Origin of the sequence: Pseudomonas salmasensis (assembly GCF_014268375.2) — a bacterium.
Lineage (GTDB): Bacteria > Pseudomonadota > Gammaproteobacteria > Pseudomonadales > Pseudomonadaceae > Aquipseudomonas > Aquipseudomonas salmasensis.
Genome location: NZ_CP077083.1, coordinates 1,847,935 through 1,865,459, shown reverse-complemented (window position 1 = coordinate 1,865,459; position 17,525 = coordinate 1,847,935). Strand labels below are relative to the sequence as shown.

Annotated in this window: 15 protein-coding genes; 8 read left to right on the top strand and 7 right to left on the bottom strand. The window is 61.6% G+C overall.

The genetic code is table 11. The features are described from left to right. Positions 1-192: 192 nt before the first annotated feature. The 4 genes from HU731_RS08115 to HU731_RS08100 form a co-directional block, all read right to left on the bottom strand. On the bottom strand, positions 193-1,860 hold the full coding sequence (locus tag HU731_RS08115) for a bifunctional protein-serine/threonine kinase/phosphatase (protein ID WP_186606919.1): 1,668 nt from the start codon (positions 1,858-1,860) through the stop codon (positions 193-195). Beyond that, entirely contained in the window at positions 1,860-3,071 is a 1,212-nt protein-coding gene (locus HU731_RS08110; protein ID WP_186606920.1) for a nitrate/nitrite transporter, read from the bottom strand. Before HU731_RS08110 ends, HU731_RS08115 begins: the two co-directional genes overlap by 1 nt. Positions 3,072-3,218: 147 nt before the next feature. Next, a complete protein-coding gene (locus HU731_RS08105; RefSeq protein WP_034136176.1) occupies positions 3,219-3,794 on the bottom strand; it encodes an ANTAR domain-containing response regulator in 576 nt (191 codons plus the stop codon). A gap of 13 nt (positions 3,795-3,807) precedes the next feature. Then, a complete protein-coding gene (locus HU731_RS08100) occupies positions 3,808-5,007 on the bottom strand; it encodes a CmpA/NrtA family ABC transporter substrate-binding protein (RefSeq protein ID WP_186606921.1) in 1,200 nt (399 codons plus the stop codon). Between the two features lie 246 nt (positions 5,008-5,253). On the opposite strand from HU731_RS08100, the gene HU731_RS08095 reads away from it, so the two are divergent. The 5 genes from HU731_RS08095 (at position 5,254) to HU731_RS08075 (ending at position 8,330) form a co-directional block, all read left to right on the top strand. Then, on the top strand, positions 5,254-5,985 hold the full coding sequence (locus HU731_RS08095) for a secretin N-terminal domain-containing protein (RefSeq protein WP_225931634.1): 732 nt from the start codon (positions 5,254-5,256) through the stop codon (positions 5,983-5,985). Positions 5,986-6,000: 15 nt separating this feature from the next. Further along, entirely contained in the window at positions 6,001-6,216 is a 216-nt protein-coding gene (locus tag HU731_RS08090; RefSeq protein ID WP_003193267.1) for a FliM/FliN family flagellar motor switch protein, read from the top strand. 166 nt (positions 6,217-6,382) lie between these two features. After that, positions 6,383-6,772, top strand: coding sequence for a winged helix-turn-helix domain-containing protein (locus tag HU731_RS08085; protein ID WP_186606922.1), 390 nt, complete (start codon positions 6,383-6,385; stop codon positions 6,770-6,772). Next, positions 6,759-7,226 carry a transglycosylase SLT domain-containing protein gene (locus HU731_RS08080; protein ID WP_186606923.1) on the top strand — a complete coding sequence of 156 codons (468 nt, stop codon included), beginning with the start codon at positions 6,759-6,761 and terminating at the stop codon, positions 7,224-7,226. The genes HU731_RS08085 and HU731_RS08080 overlap by 14 nt, the downstream gene beginning before the upstream one ends. 84 nt (positions 7,227-7,310) lie before the next feature. Then, the gene (locus HU731_RS08075; protein WP_186606924.1) at positions 7,311-8,330 is read left to right on the top strand and encodes a quinone-dependent dihydroorotate dehydrogenase; all 1,020 of its coding nucleotides are present in this window, start codon (positions 7,311-7,313) and stop codon (positions 8,328-8,330) included. A gap of 125 nt (positions 8,331-8,455) precedes the next feature. On the opposite strand, the gene rmf is transcribed toward HU731_RS08075, so the two are convergent. After that, on the bottom strand, positions 8,456-8,671 hold the full coding sequence (gene rmf, locus HU731_RS08070) for a ribosome modulation factor (protein ID WP_002553055.1): 216 nt from the start codon (positions 8,669-8,671) through the stop codon (positions 8,456-8,458). Positions 8,672-9,203: 532 nt separating this feature from the next. On the opposite strand from rmf, the gene rlmKL reads away from it, so the two are divergent. Together rlmKL and HU731_RS08060 are read left to right on the top strand one after the other, a co-directional pair. Then, positions 9,204-11,468 (top strand): bifunctional 23S rRNA (guanine(2069)-N(7))-methyltransferase RlmK/23S rRNA (guanine(2445)-N(2))-methyltransferase RlmL, encoded by a 2,265-nt coding sequence (gene rlmKL, locus HU731_RS08065; RefSeq protein WP_034128371.1) that lies wholly within the window; start codon positions 9,204-9,206, stop codon positions 11,466-11,468. A 253-nt stretch (positions 11,469-11,721) separates the two neighbouring features. Beyond that, positions 11,722-14,133: a sensor domain-containing diguanylate cyclase gene (locus tag HU731_RS08060; RefSeq protein WP_186606925.1), complete on the top strand. Its 2,412-nt coding sequence runs from the start codon at positions 11,722-11,724 to the stop codon at positions 14,131-14,133. A gap of 81 nt (positions 14,134-14,214) precedes the next feature. Here HU731_RS08060 and dacB read toward each other — a convergent pair whose 3' ends face one another. Further along, positions 14,215-15,675, bottom strand: coding sequence for a D-alanyl-D-alanine carboxypeptidase/D-alanyl-D-alanine endopeptidase (gene dacB, locus HU731_RS08055; protein WP_186606926.1), 1,461 nt, complete (start codon positions 15,673-15,675; stop codon positions 14,215-14,217). A gap of 236 nt (positions 15,676-15,911) precedes the next feature. Between dacB and HU731_RS08050 the strand changes: the two genes are divergently transcribed. After that, on the top strand, positions 15,912-16,256 hold the full coding sequence (locus tag HU731_RS08050; RefSeq protein ID WP_003193255.1) for a YggL family protein: 345 nt from the start codon (positions 15,912-15,914) through the stop codon (positions 16,254-16,256). A gap of 37 nt (positions 16,257-16,293) precedes the next feature. Here the strand turns inward: HU731_RS08050 and HU731_RS08045 are convergent, their stop codons facing one another. Beyond that, complete coding sequence (locus HU731_RS08045; RefSeq protein ID WP_186606927.1) at positions 16,294-17,484, bottom strand: benzoate/H(+) symporter BenE family transporter; 1,191 nt, start codon at positions 17,482-17,484, stop codon at positions 16,294-16,296. Positions 17,485-17,525 lie beyond the last annotated feature (41 nt).

Sequence of the window (17,525 nt, the reverse complement as noted above, 5' to 3'; positions counted from 1 at the left end):
AAAGGCGTCCCCGCTAGTCAGCTAGCGAGGACGCCTTTGTCCTGGTCCCGTTCTCTCGGGAAGCTCGGCCCTTCGTCGTTGAAGGAGCGGCTATATGTGGGGTGTTGGGAAAGCTAATGCAGCAGCTGTGCCAAGTCCCTATAGCCCCAGTTTTACTGGGCGTTTACACGCAGAACCGGCGGATTCTGCCCGTTAGTGGTGCAGCAGCCAGTACAACAGCACCAGATTGAGCAGCATTGAAGCCACCGCCAGGGTTTGCCAGACCTTCAAGGGTTCGCGTTCGAGCAAGGGCCGTGGGCGTAGGCTCAATTCGCGGCGATCGGCCTGCTCCAGCACCAACAGCCATTCTTCGGCGGTTTCATAACGTTGGGCCGGGGCAGCGGTCACCGCCCGTTCCAGGCTGTGTGGCAACCACTCTGGCAAGTCGGGGCGATAACGGCTGGCGCTGACGGGCTGGGAAAACCTGGGCCGTTGGAAAGCCTCGATTTCACCGTAGGGGTAATGCCCGGTCAGCAGGTAATACAAGGTCACGCCGACGCTATACAAATCCTGTTGCGCCGTAGGCTGCTCGCCAGCGAACGCCTCGGGCGCGATAAAACTCGGGGTGCCGGGCAGCAGGTGGGCACGGTCCTCGGAGAGCCCGGGGCAATAGGCCAGGCCGAAGTCCAGCACCCGCAGTTCGCCATCTTCTCCCAGCAGCAGGTTTTCCGGCTTGATGTCGCGGTGCAGGATCTGCCGGCGATGCAGCAGGCCCACGGCACGCAGCAAGCGTTCGGCAATCGACTGCCACTGCGCCAGTGGCAGCGGGCCCTGCTGTTGGAACAGTTGGGCCAGGGTTTGTCCGGTGTATTCGCGCATCACGTAGTACAAATGCTGACGACCGCTGGCGGCATGCACTTCGGGAAAGGCACGGCCTGCGACCCGGCGCAGAAACCATTCCTCCGATAACAAGGCCTGGGCCGCATCGGTATCCTCGCAACGCAACGGCAAGGTTTTGAGCAGCCAGGCTTGCCCCTGGGCGTCGTGCACGCGGTACAGCAGCGACTGCCGACTCTGCGCCAACACGCTTTGCACCTCCCAGCCTTCAAAGGTTTGCCCGACTTTCAGCGGTGGCGGCAGTGGCCATTGCTGCAACTGCACCAGGGCGTCGCCGAGGGTGGCGGCGCCGAGTTGATCGATGCGCACCAGCAAGGCGCTGGCGTTGTCTTGGCTACCGGCCAGGTGAGCGGCGTTGACCAGGGTGCTGACGGCCAGGTCGAGGTCGTTTTGCTCGCGCAGGATCGCGCCAATGCTGTGATCGCCCAGCGTGGCCCACACCCCATCGCTGAGCAGCAGGAAACTTTCGCCCTCGCGCAGTTGGCCATCGAGGAAGTCCAGCACCAGGTGCTGATCCAGGCCGAGGGCGCGCTTGAGCACATGCTGCATGCCCGGCTGTTCCCACACATGGTCTTCGCTGATGCGCTGCAACTCGCCGTCGAACCAACGATACGCCCGGCAATCACCGACATGGGCCAGGGTGAAACGTCGGCCGCGAAACACCAGGGCGCTGAGGGTGGTGAGCAACGGCTGCCCGCCGCCGTTGGCTTGCAACCAGCGATTCTGCGCCAGTAACAGACGCTCCAGCGCCTGGGCCACGCCCCAGGTCTGCGGCGTGGCGTAGTAGTCCAGGGCCAGGGCCTGCAGGGTCGAGCGTGCGGCCAAGCCCCCGTCGGCGCATTGGCTGACGCCGTCGGCCAATGCGCACAGGTAGCCTTTGCTCGCGGCCAGTTCCGCCATGGGCGTGACCACCCGCAGCGCATCCTGGTTCTCGCTGCGCGGGCCGATGGCACTGGCCTGGGCGACGCTCAGTTGTAAGCTCATCAGACGCGAGCGGCGGTCACGGCGGCCGAACCCCAGGTGGTTCTCCAGCGCCGTTTTACCCCATGCAGGCCGAACCAGGCCAGCACACCAAGGCTGGCGAACAACCACAGGGCCAGTTGATAGCTGCCGGTGCTCTGCTTGATGGCGCCCATGCCCGCTGCGAGGGCGAAGCCGCCGATGCCACCGGCCATGCCGATCAGGCCGGTCATGACGCCGATCTCACTGCGAAAACGCTGCGGCACCAGTTGGAAGACCGCGCCATTGCCGGCGCCCAGGCCGAGCATGGTGCAGACGAAAAGCGCCAGCGCCGCGTAGGAACTGGGCAGGTTGAACCCCACTGCCGCAATGCAGATCACCGCCACGCTGTACATGCCGAGCAAGGTTTTGATCCCGCCGAACCGGTCTGCCAAGGCGCCGCCCAATGGGCGCATCAGGCTGCCGCCGAACACACAGGCGGCGGTGTAGTAGCCGGCGGTCACCGGGCTCAGGCCGTACTGGTCGTTGAAGTAGCCGGGCAGGGCGCTGGCCAGGCCGATAAAACCGCCGAAGGTCACGCTGTAGAAGAACATGAACCACCAACTGTCGCGGTCGCCCAGGGCCTTGAAGTAGTCAGCCATGGCTTTGGCTTTTGGCCGCTGAGGGGCATTGCGCGCCAGCCAGGTGAACACAATCAGGGTCAGCACCAGTGGGATCAGCGCAAAGCCGAACACGTTGCTCCAACCAAACGCGGCCGCCAGCACGGGCGCCAAAAGCGCGGCAAACACGGTGCCGGAGTTACCGGCGCCGGCGATGCCCATGGCCTTGCCTTGGTGCTCTGCCGGGTACCACTGGGACGCCAAGGGCAGGGCGACCGCAAAGGACGCGCCGGCCATGCCCAGGAACATGCCCAGCAACAGCGCTTGTTCGTAGCTGTGGATCCCCAGTTTCCAGGCGCAGAACAGCGCCACGATCACAATCACCTGGCCAATCAGCCCGGCCGTCTTGGGCGACAGCTTGTCGGCCAGCATCCCCATCAAGAAGCGCAGTACCGCGCCCGCCAGGATCGGGGTGGCCACTACCAGGCCACGCTGTTGGGTGGTCAGGTGCAAGTCAGCGGCAATCTGCACCGCCAGGGGGCCCAGCAGGTACCAGACCATGAAACTCAGGTCGAAATACAGGAACGCGGCAAACAGAGTCGGGGTGTGCCCGGATTTCCAGAAGCTTGATTTCATCACGCACCTCAACGGTTGGGGGTCTAGAAACGAAAAAACGCCGCCACCGGGTTCGCGAGGGCAAACCGGGTGGGCGACGTCTTTGTCGTGGAGGGGGCAACCGCCGTTGGCTACCTGTGATAATTCTTTAGCAAGAGCTGAGCCACATCAGCCGAGCAACTCACTCATGGCAATAATCTGCTCTGCCACCTGGATCAGTTTCTGTTGACGGCTCATGGCCTGGCGGCGCATCAGGGTGTAGGCCTCTTCTTCGTTACAGCTCTTCATCTTCATTAGCAGGCCCTTGGCCAACTCGATACGCTTGCGTTCGGCCAGTTGCTGGTCGCGGGCATGCAGCTGGGCGCGCAGGGCCTGGTCACTCTCGAAACGCGCCATGGCCACATCGAGGATCGGTTGCAGGCGCTGGGCCTGGATGCCTTCGACGATATAGGCACTGACGCCGGACTTGATAGCCTGGCGCATCACAGTCGGGTCGTGCTCGTCGGTGAACATCACGATGGGCCGCGGCTGATCGCGGCTGACCAGCACCACTTGCTCCATCACATCGCGCCCGGGTGACTCGGTATCGATCAGGATCACATCCGGGCGCACTGTTTCGACGCGTGCGGGCAGGTCGATGGTCAAGCCGGACTCATCGATCACCTCGAAGCCGGCCTCGGTCAATGCGGCCTTGAGGCGCCCGACCTTGCGCGGGGTGTCGTTGATCAACAGGATTCGCAGCATAGTCGGGCTCCTGTCAGCGCAGCGCTTGGCGGTTGGCGTCATCGGCCAGGGCATGCAGGTGGAAGCTGCGCGCATAGCCGGCGGGGTCGCTGCCGTCCCAGGTCTTGCCGTCGAGCAACTGGCTGCGGCGCATGTCCGAGTCGCCTGCGGTGATGCCCAGCGCCTCGGCCGCCTGGCGGTACAGCGCCAGTTGCTGCACCTGCCGGGCGACGCCCAGGTAGTCCGGGTCTTCACGTAGCAAGCCCCAGCGCCGGAACTGGGTCATGAACCACATGCCATCGCTGAGGTACGGCAGGTTCACCTCGCCGTCGGCGAAAAAGCGCAGCGCATGGGGATCCTGCCATTGGTTGCCCAGGCCATCCTCATACTGCCCCAGCAAGCGCGGTTCGATGCAGGCCACAGGCGCATCGAGGTATTCAGGGGCGCTGAGCAACTGGGCGGTAGAGCGACGGTTTTCACGGCTCTGCTCGATAAACCGGCTGGCCTCCAGGATCGCCATGACCAGCACACGCGCGGTATTGGGGTAGGCGTCAACGAAGGCTTGGGTGCAGCCCAGGACTTTTTCCGGGTGGTCCGGCCAGATCGCCTGGCTGGTCGCCAGGGTAAAGCCCTGGTTCTGTTGCACTGCGCTGGCGCACCAGGGTTCACCCACGCAAAGGCCGTCGATACGTCCGGCTTGCAGGTGCGCCACCATTTGTGGCGGCGGCACTACTACGCTGTTCACGTCTTGCAAGGGATGAATGCCTTGGCTCGCCAGCCAGTAATACAACCACATGGCGTGGGTGCCGGTGGGAAACGTCTGGGCGAAGGTCAGTTTTGTCCGGCTTTGGTGCACATGGCGCTTCAACGCCTCAGGAGTGATCACCCCTTGCTGTTGCAGGCCATGGGACAGGTTGATGCCCTGGCCATTCTGGTTCAGCCCCATCAGCACCGCCATGGGGCTGGGGGCGACGCCGCCGATGCCCAGGTGTACGGCATAGATCAGCCCGTAGAGACTGTGAGCAGCGTCCAGTTCACCGCTGACCAGCTTGTCGCGCAGGTTGGCCCAGGACGCTTGGCGCTTGAGGTTGAGTGTGAGGCCGTAGGGTTGGGCGAAGCCCTGTGTGGCGGCGACCACCAGCGAGGCGCAATCGGTCAGGGCCATGAACCCCAGGTCCAGGCTGCTCTTTTCCGGGGCATCGCTGCCGTTTACCCAAGCCAGCGGATCGTTCATCAATACCTGCCTTTTTCTGAAAAAAAAGCGCCGTTTCCCAGGTTAGCGTTTAGGCCATTGCAGGGGAACGACGCCTTTGTCCGTAGGCCCGTGCCGCCGTTGGTGCGAGCCTGATACAGAGTGCTTAGCAAGGCACATGCCATGGGTGGGGCGGTGCAACTGGCCGTCAACTTTCCATCATGATTGAACCTCTTGCGCCTCGCAGTATGGCCGCTTCTTCAGGCCAGACCGCCAGGCATACCCACGGTGCACGCTGATTTGCTCGCAACCTTCAATTGCCGCTGGCTGTACAGCGCGCTGCTGTGCGCCGTGCTGTTGCTGGGCAGTCGCACGGCCTGTGGTGAGGCGTTGCAGCTCTACGCCGCCGACGACGCGAGAAGCTCGGCGGTAGTGCTGCGGCATATTTCCGTCAACACGCTACGCGGCATCATGCGCCGTGCGGGGCTGGATGAGCCGCGCTACCCACTGCGTGAACATGGCGGGCGTACGTTCTACGTAACCGGGCCTTCAAGTTATGTCGACCAGGTGTTGCGCCTCGCCCAACGGATGGACCGGCCCCCTCGCAAGATGCCAGAGCGCGCCCCGGTATTCGGCGTGGTGAAAGTGATCAATGTCCTCGTGGACGATCACCTGCAGGGCGCGGGCGCCAGCAAGGTCCATGTACCGGGCATGGCCTCGATGATCGAAGCTCGGCTATCTGCGGCGCAGAAGGACCAACTGGCCGATGGCCGCCTTGCGTTGATGGCCTATCCGGATACCAACAGTCTGTTGATCAAGGGCCCACCTGCCCAAGTGAAGATTATCGAAAAACTGGTGGCCGAGTTGGATGTCGCCCAGCCGCTGGACGACGCCCCGCCAGGGCAGGCTGGCGTAGGTGGCGATGTACTGCCCTGGATTGGCCCACCTCAGTTGAGCGCCGCGCAACACGAGCGTGTGCGACGTGCGTTCCTGGGAGCGGACCCTGAGTTTTCCCCCTGAAAAAGGCGTTTGTCCATGCACCTGGAAATATTGCTGCAGGAGCAACTGATCAGCCGCAAGCGTTTGGCCGCATTCGCACCGGGGAAGGTGCTGCCCTTGGACCCAGGCGTCACGCGCTGTGTGGAGGTGCGGGTCAATGGACAACTGATGGCAGTGGGAGAGTTGGTGCAGTTGGAGGATCGGCTAGGGGTTGAATTGCAGGAGACGTTTCAGGAGTGGTTGCCGCGATAAGGGTGCGTTTGCGAATTGTCTGACCGGCAGTGGCCAAAAAAAGGCGAATGAATGGGTTTTTTCCTAACGCGGGTCTTCGAGCCGGTTTTTTATAGTCGTGCCAATGGCAGATGAGCTGGTCACACAGTAAGGATTTGAATGTCAGTAGTCGACTACAGAGGTGCGTATGGCCGTCGTGAAGGATGAAGCGACGACGTCCCTGGTTTTCGCGCGTTGGACCTTGCATGGCGACGGCCGGTTGACGGGCGTGGAGGCGGATATTCAGTTGCCTCCCAAGGAGGGGCACGTGCTGCGGTTGCTGCTGGCCTCCGGTGGCGCGCTGATGACCAAGGACCGTTTGCTGGAACTGGCCTGGCCTCGGGGTGAGGTGGCCGAAGAGTCACTTACGCGGTGTATTTATTCCCTGCGCAAGCACTTGAGGGCCGACAAAGGCTTTATCAAGACGATTTATGGCAAGGGCTATCGCTTTACGTGCCCGGTACGCACGGGTGATCAACCCAGGGCAGCGGTGCACGTGTGCGCCGTCTGCGGTCAGGCCGGCAATGTCCAGGGTTAAGGCATGGGGCATAGGCCTGGTGCTTGGGGTATTGATGGGCAGCAGCCAGGCCTGGGCCTTTTGCTGGGAAGAGGCGGCCAGCCGCTACGACCTTGAGCCGGAGTTGCTGCAAGCTATCGCCTCGGTCGAATCGGGTTACCGGGCGCAAGCGATGAATTACACCAACCGCAATGGCACGCGGGATATCGGCTTGATGCAAATCAACAGCATCCACTTGCCGCGCTTGCTCAAGCAGGGCATTACCGAAGAACGGCTGTTGAGCGAGCCTTGCCTGTCGGTGGAAGTAGGCGCCTCGATTCTTGCCGAATTTATCCAGCGGTTTGGCTATAACTGGACGGCGGTGGGGGCTTACAACGTGGGGCCGGGGCCCGGCCCTCAGCGTGAGGCGTTGCGCTTGCGCTACGCCGAAAGGATCTGGGTGCGTTATGAAGCGTTGACGGCGCAACGTCAGTGAGATCAGGTGGCACGCCTCGCATGCAGGCCGCCACCCCGGCTATAATCAGCGCCACCTTTTGCCGCCTCCGAGTCTAGCCCGCCCATGTATACCCTGGCCCGCCAGCTGTTGTTCAAACTCTCCCCGGAAACCTCCCACGATCTGTCCCTGGACCTGATCGGTGCCGGTGGCCGCCTGGGGCTCAATGGCCTGGTATGCAAGGCACCGGCGAAAGTACCCGTGTCGGTGATGGGGCTGAACTTCCCCAACCCGGTCGGGCTGGCAGCCGGCCTGGACAAGAACGGCGCGGCCATCGACGGGTTTGCGCAGTTGGGTTTCGGCTTTGTCGAAATCGGCACCGTCACGCCGCGGCCGCAACCGGGCAACCCCAAGCCGCGCATTTTCAGGCTGCCGGAAGCGCAGGCGATCATCAATCGCATGGGGTTCAACAACCTCGGGGTCGACCACCTGCTGTCGCGGGTTCAGGCGGCGAAGTACACCGGCATCCTGGGTATCAACATCGGCAAGAACTTCGACACGCCCGTGGAGCGTGCGGTGGATGACTACCTGATTTGCCTGGACAAGGTCTATGCCCACGCCAGCTATGTCACCGTCAACGTCAGCTCGCCCAACACCCCGGGCCTGCGCAGCCTGCAGTTTGGTGATTCCCTCAAGCAACTGCTCGAAGCCTTGCGCCAGCGCCAGGAAGACCTGGCCGTGCGTCATGGCAAGCGTGTGCCGCTGGCTATCAAGATCGCGCCGGACATGAGCGATGAAGAAACCGTACTGGTGGCCCAGGCCCTGGTGGATTCAGGGATGGATGCGGTGATTGCGACCAACACCACCCTCAGCCGCGTGGGCGTCGAAGGCCTGGCCCATGGTGACGAGGCGGGCGGCCTGTCGGGCGCGCCGGTGCGTGACAAGAGCACTCATATCGTCAAGGTGCTGGCGGCCGAGTTGGCTGGGCGTTTGCCGATCATCGCGGTGGGCGGTATCACCGAAGGCAAACACGCGGCTGAGAAGATCGCAGCCGGCGCCAGCCTGGTGCAGTTGTACTCAGGCTTTATCTATAAGGGGCCGGCGCTGATTCGCCAGTCGGTGGATGCCATCGCTGCCTTGCGCTGATCAGGCAATAAAAAGGGCTCCATAAAGGAGCCCCTGGGCCGAAGCCCGCCGCCCGGATGGGGCGCGCGTGGTTAAGTCGTTACAAAATCAAAGATGTGTGTGTCGCAATTAGATAGATCCCCTGATTAGCCGACGGCGTGAAGTTCGTTGAGTCTGTGGATGCCCGCAGTGCCAGTCATACCGTCCCAGTTGTCGCCGCGTCCTTCTCGCCAGCCGTTGATCCAAGCTTGGCGTACCGACGGTAGAGTAAATGGGCAAAGCTCACGGGATTTTCCATGAACGCCATATTGATATCCGCGTAAAAATGCTCTTTCCAACGGATCACGCTTAAGTCTTCTCATAGGGTGTTTCCCTCACTTGTTGACTGTCTAGATATCCTTCGGCCTTGTCCAAGGCCGGGCAGAGTTTTTCTGCCGTTGGTGGGCTCGCTGCCGGCGTGGCGAGCCGATGTGTTGGCACCCTTACGGCGCCAACCTGTGTTGAGTTCTAACCAATAGGTCACATGTATTCAATGATCGTTTTGTCATAAGCACGTAACGATAACGATGCTATAGCCATAAGCTGGGATGGTTATTCGCCCCTTTTATAGGGCAAAGCCAGCTATGATGTGCCCTGTAAAGAGGAAAGGTTTAATCCCTTGGTGAGAATACCCGCCTGTTGCAGTCGGTTATTATTCGACGAAGGGTCGGAATATTTCTTTTTGTTGCGCAACATTCTTCTTCTGCCTCGCCAATAAAGGCTCAAGAGCCCGTCAGACGGGGTGGAACGGCACATTCGTGCCACGCGAGCACTCTTCGAGAAAAGTGCTTGATTGAAAACCGAACCGGCGATGCGTCGCCTGTTCACTTATTGCTGAAAAGCCTGGAATGCCCCATGTCGGACCGTTTTGAACTCTTCCTCACCTGCCCCAAGGGCCTCGAAGGCCTGCTGATCGAGGAAGCCGTCGGGCTTGGCCTTGAGGAAGCCCGCGAGCACACTTCGGCCGTGCGCGGCATGGCCGACATGGAAACCGCCTACCGCTTGTGCCTCTGGTCGCGCCTGGCCAACCGCGTGTTGCTGGTGCTCAAGCGCTTCCCGATGAAGGACGCCGAGGATCTTTACCACGGCGTGCTGGACATCGAATGGGCTGACCACATGGTCCCTGACGGTACCCTCGCGGTGGAATTCAGCGGCCACGGTTCGGGCATCGACAACACCCACTTCGGCGCGCTGAAGGTCAAGGATGCGATCGTCGACAAACTGCGCACCCCGACCGGCGAACGTCCGTCCATCGACAAGATCAACCCTGACCTGCGCATTCACCTGCGCCTGGACCGTGGCGAAGCCATCCTGTCCCTGGACCTTTCCGGCCACAGCCTGCACCAGCGCGGCTACCGCCTGCAGCAGGGCGCGGCCCCCCTGAAGGAAAACCTGGCGGCGGCGATCCTGATCCGCGCCGGCTGGCCGCGTATTGCGGCCGAAGGCGGCGCGCTGACAGACCCGATGTGTGGTGTGGGTACCTTTTTGGTCGAAGGCGCGATGATCGCCGCCGACATGGCCCCCAACCTCAACCGTGAACTCTGGGGGTTCACCACCTGGCTGGGCCACGTCCCGGCGCTGTGGAAAAAACTGCACGCAGAAGCCACTGAGCGTGCCGCCATCGGCATGAACAAGCCGCCGTTGTGGGTACGTGGCTACGAAGCCGACCCACGCTTGATCCAGCCTGCGCGCAATAACATCGAGCGCGCCGGGCTGAGTCACTGGATCAAGGTGTACCAAGGCGAAGTCGGCACGTTCGAGCCGCGCCCGGACCAGAACCAGAAAGGCCTGGTCATCTGCAACCCACCTTACGGCGAGCGCCTGGGTGATGAAGCCAGCCTGTTGTACCTCTACCAGAACCTCGGCGAGCGTCTGCGCCAGGCGTGCATGGGCTGGGAAGCGGCGGTGTTTACCGGCGCGCCAGACCTGGGCAAGCGCATGGGTATCCGTAGCCACAAACAGTATTCGTTCTGGAACGGCGCATTGCCGTGCAAGTTGCTGCTGATCAAGGTCAACCCGGATCAGTTCGTCACTGGCGAGCGCCGCACCCCTGAGCAGCGCCAGGCCGAACGTGAGCAAGCAGCTTACGACCAGGCCCCGAGCGAGCCGGCAGAGCGTCAATACAACAAGAACGGCAACCCGATCAAACCCGCCCCGGCCCCTGTGGTGGAGCAAGCGCGCTTGAGCGAAGGCGGGCAGATGTTTGCCAACCGCCTGCAGAAGAACCTCAAACTGTTGGGCAAATGGGCCAAGCGCGAAGGCGTGGATTGCTACCGTGTGTATGACGCCGACATGCCTGAGTACTCCATGGCCATCGACCTGTACCACGATTGGGTGCACGTGCAGGAATATGCCGCGCCAAAATCCATCGACCCGGAAAAAGCCTCGGCCCGCATGTTCGATGCCCTGGCGGCCATTCCCCAGGCACTGAACGTCGACAAGAGCCGTGTAGTGGTCAAGCGTCGTGAGCGTCAGAGCGGCACCAAGCAATACGAGCGTCAGAGTGCCCAAGGTAAATTCACCGAGGTCAGCGAAGGCGGCGTTAAGTTGCTGGTCAACCTCACCGATTACCTGGACACCGGCCTGTTCCTCGACCACCGCCCGATGCGCATGCGCATTCAGAAGGAGGCGGCGGGCAAGCGTTTCCTCAATCTGTATTGCTACACCGCCACCGCCAGTGTGCATGCTGCCAAGGGCGGCGCGCGCAGCACCACCAGCGTCGACCTGTCCAAGACCTACCTGGACTGGGCGCGTCGCAACTTCTCCCTCAACGGCTTTTCCGACAAGAACCGCCTGGAACAGGGTGACGTGATGGCGTGGCTGGAAGCCAGCCGCGATGAATTCGACATGATCTTCATCGACCCGCCGACCTTCTCCAACTCCAAGCGCATGGAAGGCATCTTCGACGTGCAGCGTGACCATGTGCAGTTGCTCGACCTGGCCATGGCGCGCCTGGCGCCGGGTGGCGTGCTCTACTTCTCCAACAACTTCCGCAAGTTTCAGCTGGAAGACAACCTCAGCGAACGCTATGCGGTCGAGGAAATCAGCGACAAGACCATCGACCCGGATTTTGCGCGCAATGCCAAGATCCATCGCGCCTGGAAAATCACCGCCCGCTGATTGCCCCCTGTAGGAGCGAGCTTGCTCGCGAAGATCGTCAACGATACCGCGGATATCCTGGATGAACGCGGTGCCTGTGAGTTTTTCGCGAGCAAGCTCGCTCCTACAGTAAGCCTCTGTGGCGAGAGAGTTTGCTCCCTCGCCCACAATAAGTCCGTGACGGTTTTACGCTGGTCAAACACCCTGCCGATGGCTATAACTTAAGCCCTAGCCAAAGTGACACCCCCGCACACTGGCGCTGTGAGTGTTGCCTATGCCGATGCAAGTCGTTCGCCCGAAAATCCTTGGTTTTATCAGTGAGCAGGCATCGGCTTGGCTGGTGGCATTGGTGGTGTTATCAATCGGTAGCGCGCTGACGGTGGTCGTCGCGTGGGCGACATCCGATTTATATCAGCAACAGGTGCGCCAGCGGTTCCAGTTGCTGGTCAACGAGCGCTACACCCGCATCCAGGAACGTTTCGAAGACCAGGAGCAGCGCCTGGGCAGCTTGCAGCGTTTCTTCGTCAATTCCGGCGAGGTGTCCCGCGCCGAGTTCGACGGTTTCGCCAAACCGCTGTTGTTGCATGCCCGTGCCTATGCCTGGGCGCCACGAATATTTCGCACGCAGCGCAGCCTGTTTGAACAGGACATCTCTCGCCAGCGTGGTATTCCCTTCAGCATCCGCGAACTGAATACCTCCGGTGAGTTGGCGCCAGCGGCCGAACGCGATGAATACATACCGGTGTTGTACAGCCAGACGCAAAGTATGCTGGGCTCGCCGTTGGGCTTTGATCTGCTGGCCCAACCCTTGCGCCGTTCAGTGCTGGAGCGTGCGCAACAAAGCGGCCAGTTGGCGGTGTCGCAACCCATGCAACTGGTGGGGGTGGAACCCGCTTATGCGGCAGGCGTGTTGTTGGTGGCGCCCGTCAGCAAAGTCGCAGATGCCGAGCCTTACGGCTTTGTGATGGCGGTGATCAGCATGCGCCAGCTGGTGGCCGAGGGGTTGCCCAAGCCTAACCGGGACAACCTGGTGATGCAGATCGTAGACACCTCCGACACCCAGCAACGGGTGTTATATGCCTCCAGCAATGCCGTGGGCCGCAGTGGCTTGACGGCTGCGCGCCGCCTCACCCTGGGCGACCATGTCTACGCCCTGAGCCTGAGCGCCAGCGAAGTGTTCGACCGGGCCAACCATTCTTCGATGCACGCCATTCTGGCGATGGGCGTGCTGCTCAGTGCCTTGCTCAGTGCGCTGCTTTACGTGTTGGTCAGCCAACGCCAGCGCGCGCTGAAACTGGTGGAACAACGCACTGTGCAATTACGCGCCCGTGAGCAGGAGTTGCGTGGCGCCCATGGGCAACTGCGCAGCGTGCTGAATGCGGCGACTCAAGTGGCGATCATTGCCACGGACCTGCGCGGCGTGATCAACACCTTCAATGCCGGTGCCGAGCAGATGCTGGGCTTTACGGCCGAGGAGGTGTTGGGGCATATGACCTTGGACCGTCTGCATGTGGCCGCGGAACTCGACGCCCGCGCTGAGCCGTTGAGCAGGGCACTGGGCAAGCGTATTCCAGCGAGCCAGGCGATGCTGGTGGAGAGCCCGGACAGTCAACATGAAGGACGCGAGTGGACGCTGGTACGCAAGGACGGCAGCCAACTGACGGTCAGCATGTTGCCGACCGTGCTCTTGGATGACCATGGCCTGTGGGTCGGGCACTTGGCGATTTACCTGGATGTCACCGAGCAAAAGCGTGCCTATGAGGCCCTTGCCGTACGCGACCGCCTGCTGAAAAAACTCAGCGCCCATGTGCCGGGTGGGATCTTCCAGTTCACCCTGGAGCCCCAGGACAATTGGCGTTTCATCTATGCCAGCGAAGGCATGCGCGATATCTATGAAATCGAGCTGGGCGTGCTGCAGCAGGATGGGAGCACGGTCCTGGAGCGCATTCATCCTTTGGACCTGGAGCGCGTGCGTGCGTCGATACGCCTTTCTGCGTTGCAACTGAGCCATTGGCGCGAAGAGTACCGCGTGCAATTACCCCAGCGAGGCCTGCGCTGGATTCGCGGCGAAGCGACGCCGGAAGAATTGCCGGGCGGCGGTACGCTTTGGCACGGTTATGTGTCGGATATTTCTGATCTCAAACGGGTCGAGGAAGAACTGCGTGCGCTGTCCATCACCGACTCCCTGACAGGGATCTATAACCGGCGCTATTTCCAGGATCGCCTCAAGGGCGAAATGCTCCGGCTCAACCGGGCGTCTGGCGCGCTGTCGTTGATCATGCTCGATATCGACCACTTCAAGCGCATCAACGATCAGCACGGCCATGCGGTGGGCGACGGCGTGCTGCAGGAGTTGTGCAAACGGATCGGCCAACGCCTGCGCCGCACCGATGTATTTTGCCGGCTCGGCGGGGAAGAGTTCGTGGTGCTGTGCCCCAACACCGATGGCGCCCAGGCTTACAGCCTGGCGATGCAGTTGTGGCAGTCGCTGCGTGGTGCGTCGATGGAACCGGTGGGGGTGGTTACCGCCAGTTTTGGCGTGGCCAGTTGGCGGATCGATGAAGGTATCGATGGGTTGCTGCTGCGCGCGGATTCGGCGGTGTATGTGGCCAAGCAGGCGGGCAGGGATCGGGTCGAGGAAGCCCTAATGCCTGTAGGAGCGAGCTTGCTCGCGAAAAAACCATAGACGCCGCGTTTATTCAGGAAACACGCGCTATCGTTGACGTTTTTCGCGAGCAAGCTCGCTCCTACAGGGCAATGCGAGGCTTTAGAGGACCGGCGCGGCGGCAACGGCCTTCGGCTGGCGATACAGGTCCAGCAGCACCTGATCCAGTACCGACGACGCCCCCCAAGGCTTGGAGTCGTTGAGAATCGCCACCACCGCCCAGGTATTGCCATTGTTGTCGCGGCTGTAGCCGGCGATGGCGCGTACGGTGTTCAAGGTGCCGGTCTTCACATGGGCCTCGCCGCGCATTGCTGTGGTTTTCAGGCGTTTACGCATGGTGCCGTCGGTGCCGGCGATGGGCATCGAGCTGATGTACTCCGCCGCATAAGGGCTTTTCCACGCGGCTTGCAGCATGGCCGCCATCTCGCGGGCGCTGACCCGTTCGGCGCGGGACAGGCCGGAGCCGTTTTCCATCACCAGGTGCGGCGCGGTGATGCCTTTCTTGGCCAGCCACTGGCGCACGACGCGTTGCGCGGCCTTGGCATCGTCGCCATCGGCATCGTTGCGAAACTGTGCGCCCAGGCTCAGGAACAACTGCTGGGCCATGGTGTTGTTACTGTATTTGTTGATGTCGCGGATGATCTCCGCCAGGTCCGGCGAGAAGGCCCGGGCCAGTACCTTGGCATCCTTGGGCACCGGTGCCTGGATATCACGGCCTTGGATGGTGCCGCCCAATTCCTTCCAGATCGCCCGCACGGCGCCTGCGGTGTAGGTGGCGTGGTCGAGCAGTGACAGGTAGGTCTGCGAGCTGCAGCCATCACCCAGTTGGCCGCTGACGGTCACGGTCACGCTGCCATCGGCGGCGGTCACCGGGCTGTAGCGCACGTCACCGGTGCACTGTTTGGCGTTGGTGACTTTCACCTGGTTGTCGATGCGAATGCTCGCAATCGGCGGCTCGACCGACACGATCACCCGCCCTGAATCATTGCGGGTCACGAAGCGCAGGGCCTTGAGGTTGACCAGCAAGGCGTCGGGCTTGACCAAGAACGGCTTGTTCTCGTCGTTGCCGTCGTCGTTGAACTCGGGCAATTGCGGCTGGTTGAAGAAGTTGCGGTCCAGCACCAGGTCGCCGGTGACTTGCTGCACGCCATTGGCGCGCAGGTCGCGCATCAGCAGCCAGAGTTTTTCCATGTTCAGCTTGGGGTCACCGCCGCCCTTGAGGTACAGGTTGCCGCGCAACACGCCGCCGCTGAGGGTGCCATCGGTGTAGAACTCGGTCTTCCACTGATGGTTGGGGCCGAGCATTTCCAGGGCCGCGTAAGTGGTGACCAGCTTCATGGTGGAGGCCGGGTTCACCGAGACATCGGCGTTGAAAACCGTAGGGGTACCAGGGCCGTTCAGGGGCAGCATCACCAGGGACAGCGCGGTATTTTGCAGCTTGGCCTTCTGCAAGGCCTGGGCAACGCTGGGTGGCAGGGTGTTATTGACGGGAGCGGCGCAAACGGAAAAGGCCAGGGGCAAGACAACACTGGCAAGTAACACTGAACGCAAAGATTTGATCATAAGAAATAAAACCCTACTGCTGAGGAGGGTGAAAAAGGCGAGGGGTATGGAAGAAAATCCCTCAGTGGTCACGAAAGTGTCGGCATTATGCCCCAAGCTGGCGCCACGTGTAGCTGAACGATAGCTGCTAATCGTGGTTTTTTTGCGCGCATTTGCCCGTCGGTCCCAGAGAGTCGGGCAATTGCCGCCTTAAACTGCTAAAGTGCCGCCCGTTAATACTTATGAGGATTGTTCCAATGGCGACTAACCGTTCCCAGCGTCTGCGCAAAAAACTGTGCGTTGATGAATTTCAAGAGCTGGGTTTCGAACTGAACCTGGACTTCAACGAAGGCCTGAGTGAAGAAGCTATCGACGCTTTCCTCGAAGCATTCATCAAAGAAGCCATGGAAGCCAACGGCCTGGGCTATGTGGGCGGCGATGACTACGGTCTGGTTTGCCTGCAGAAGCGTGGCTCGGTCTCCGAAGAGCAGCGTGCTGCGGTCGAAGCCTGGCTGAAAACCCGTTCCGAGCTGACCAAGGCTGAAGTCAGCCCGTTGCTGGACGTGTGGTATCCGGAAAAGCCGATCAACGCGGCTAAGTGATACTGAAAAAAACGGCGACCTGAGGGTCGCCGTTTTTTTAGGCCTTGCGCCAATTCAGAATCAGCAGCGTCAACACCCCCGCCACAATCCCCCAGAACGCCGACCCGACGGAAAACAACGTCAAGCCTGACGCGGTGACCATAAAGGTGATCAGCGCCGCTTCCCGTTCCTTCGGCTCATTCATGGCGATGCTCAAGCCATTGATGATCGAGCCAAACAACGCCAACGCCGCAATCGACAGCACCAACTCCTTGGGCAGCGCCGCAAAGAGTGCCGCCAGCGTGGCGCCGAACACCCCGGCAATGCCGTAGAACACCCCGCACCACACCGCAGCGGTGTAGCGTTTGTTGCGGTCTTCATGGGCATGGGGGCCGGTGCAGATCGCGGCGCTGATCGCTGCCAGGTTGATGCCGTGGGAGCCGAACGGTGCCAGCACCAATGAAGCCAGACCAGTGGTGGTGATCAACGGTGAAGCCGGCACGGTGTAGCCGTCGGCCCGCAGCACCGCAACGCCTGGCATATTCTGCGAGGTCATGGCCACCACGAACAGCGGGATGCCGATGCTGATGGTCGCCGCCAGCGAGAAGTGCGGCGTGGTCCATACGGGCGTCGCCACTTCCAGATGAAAGCCGCTGAAGTCCAGCAGCCCCATCAGCCCTGACAAGGCGGTGCCGATGAGCAAGGCGGCCAGCACGGCATAGCGCGGCGACAGGCGCTTGATGATCAGGTAGGTGAAGAACATCCCCAGCACCAGCCCGGTGCGGTGCTGGGCGGCGACGAAAATTTCGCTGCCGATCTTGAACAGAATCCCCGCCAGCAGCGCCGCCGCCAGTGACGCCGGAATCCGCTTGACCAGCTTCTCAAAGCTGCCGGTCAACCCGCAGAGCGTCACCAGTACCGCGCAGGTGACGTAGGCACCGATGGCCTCGCCATAGCTTACGCCGCCGAGGCTTGTGATCAGCAGCGCCGCGCCAGGGGTAGACCAGGCAATGGTGATGGGGGTGCGATAGCGCAGGGACAGGCCGATGCTGCACACCGCCATGCCGATGGAAATCGCCCAGATCCACGAAGAAATCTGCGCAGTGGTCAAGCCGGCGGCCTGGCCGGCCTGGAACATCAGCACCAGGGAGCTGGTATAGCCGGTCATCATGGCGATAAAGCCGGCGACGACGGCCGACGCAGAAGTGTCGGCCAGTGGGCGCAAGGGCGCTTGGGTGGCGTCGGTCATGGAGAGGTGTTCCTTTTTACCTGACTCCGCACGCTGTAGGA

Excerpts from the sequence above, each read along its gene's own strand:
- dacB (WP_186606926.1), bottom strand. The coding sequence starts at position 15,675 with ATGATCAAATCTTTGCGTTCAGTGTTACTTGCCAGTGTTGTCTTGCCC.
- HU731_RS08090 (WP_003193267.1), top strand. The coding sequence starts at position 6,001 with ATGCACCTGGAAATATTGCTGCAGGAGCAACTGATCAGCCGCAAGCGT.
- HU731_RS08085 (WP_186606922.1), top strand. The coding sequence starts at position 6,383 with ATGGCCGTCGTGAAGGATGAAGCGACGACGTCCCTGGTTTTCGCGCGT.
- HU731_RS08110 (WP_186606920.1), bottom strand. The coding sequence starts at position 3,071 with ATGAAATCAAGCTTCTGGAAATCCGGGCACACCCCGACTCTGTTTGCC.
- HU731_RS08115 (WP_186606919.1), bottom strand. The coding sequence starts at position 1,860 with ATGAGCTTACAACTGAGCGTCGCCCAGGCCAGTGCCATCGGCCCGCGC.
- rlmKL (WP_034128371.1), top strand. The coding sequence starts at position 9,204 with ATGTCGGACCGTTTTGAACTCTTCCTCACCTGCCCCAAGGGCCTCGAA.
- HU731_RS08050 (WP_003193255.1), top strand. The coding sequence starts at position 15,912 with ATGGCGACTAACCGTTCCCAGCGTCTGCGCAAAAAACTGTGCGTTGAT.
- HU731_RS08045 (WP_186606927.1), bottom strand. The coding sequence starts at position 17,484 with ATGACCGACGCCACCCAAGCGCCCTTGCGCCCACTGGCCGACACTTCT.
- HU731_RS08105 (WP_034136176.1), bottom strand. The coding sequence starts at position 3,794 with ATGCTGCGAATCCTGTTGATCAACGACACCCCGCGCAAGGTCGGGCGC.
- HU731_RS08075 (WP_186606924.1), top strand. The coding sequence starts at position 7,311 with ATGTATACCCTGGCCCGCCAGCTGTTGTTCAAACTCTCCCCGGAAACC.
- HU731_RS08080 (WP_186606923.1), top strand. The coding sequence starts at position 6,759 with ATGTCCAGGGTTAAGGCATGGGGCATAGGCCTGGTGCTTGGGGTATTG.
- HU731_RS08100 (WP_186606921.1), bottom strand. The coding sequence starts at position 5,007 with ATGAACGATCCGCTGGCTTGGGTAAACGGCAGCGATGCCCCGGAAAAG.
- rmf (WP_002553055.1), bottom strand. The coding sequence starts at position 8,671 with ATGAGAAGACTTAAGCGTGATCCGTTGGAAAGAGCATTTTTACGCGGA.
- HU731_RS08060 (WP_186606925.1), top strand. The coding sequence starts at position 11,722 with ATGCCGATGCAAGTCGTTCGCCCGAAAATCCTTGGTTTTATCAGTGAG.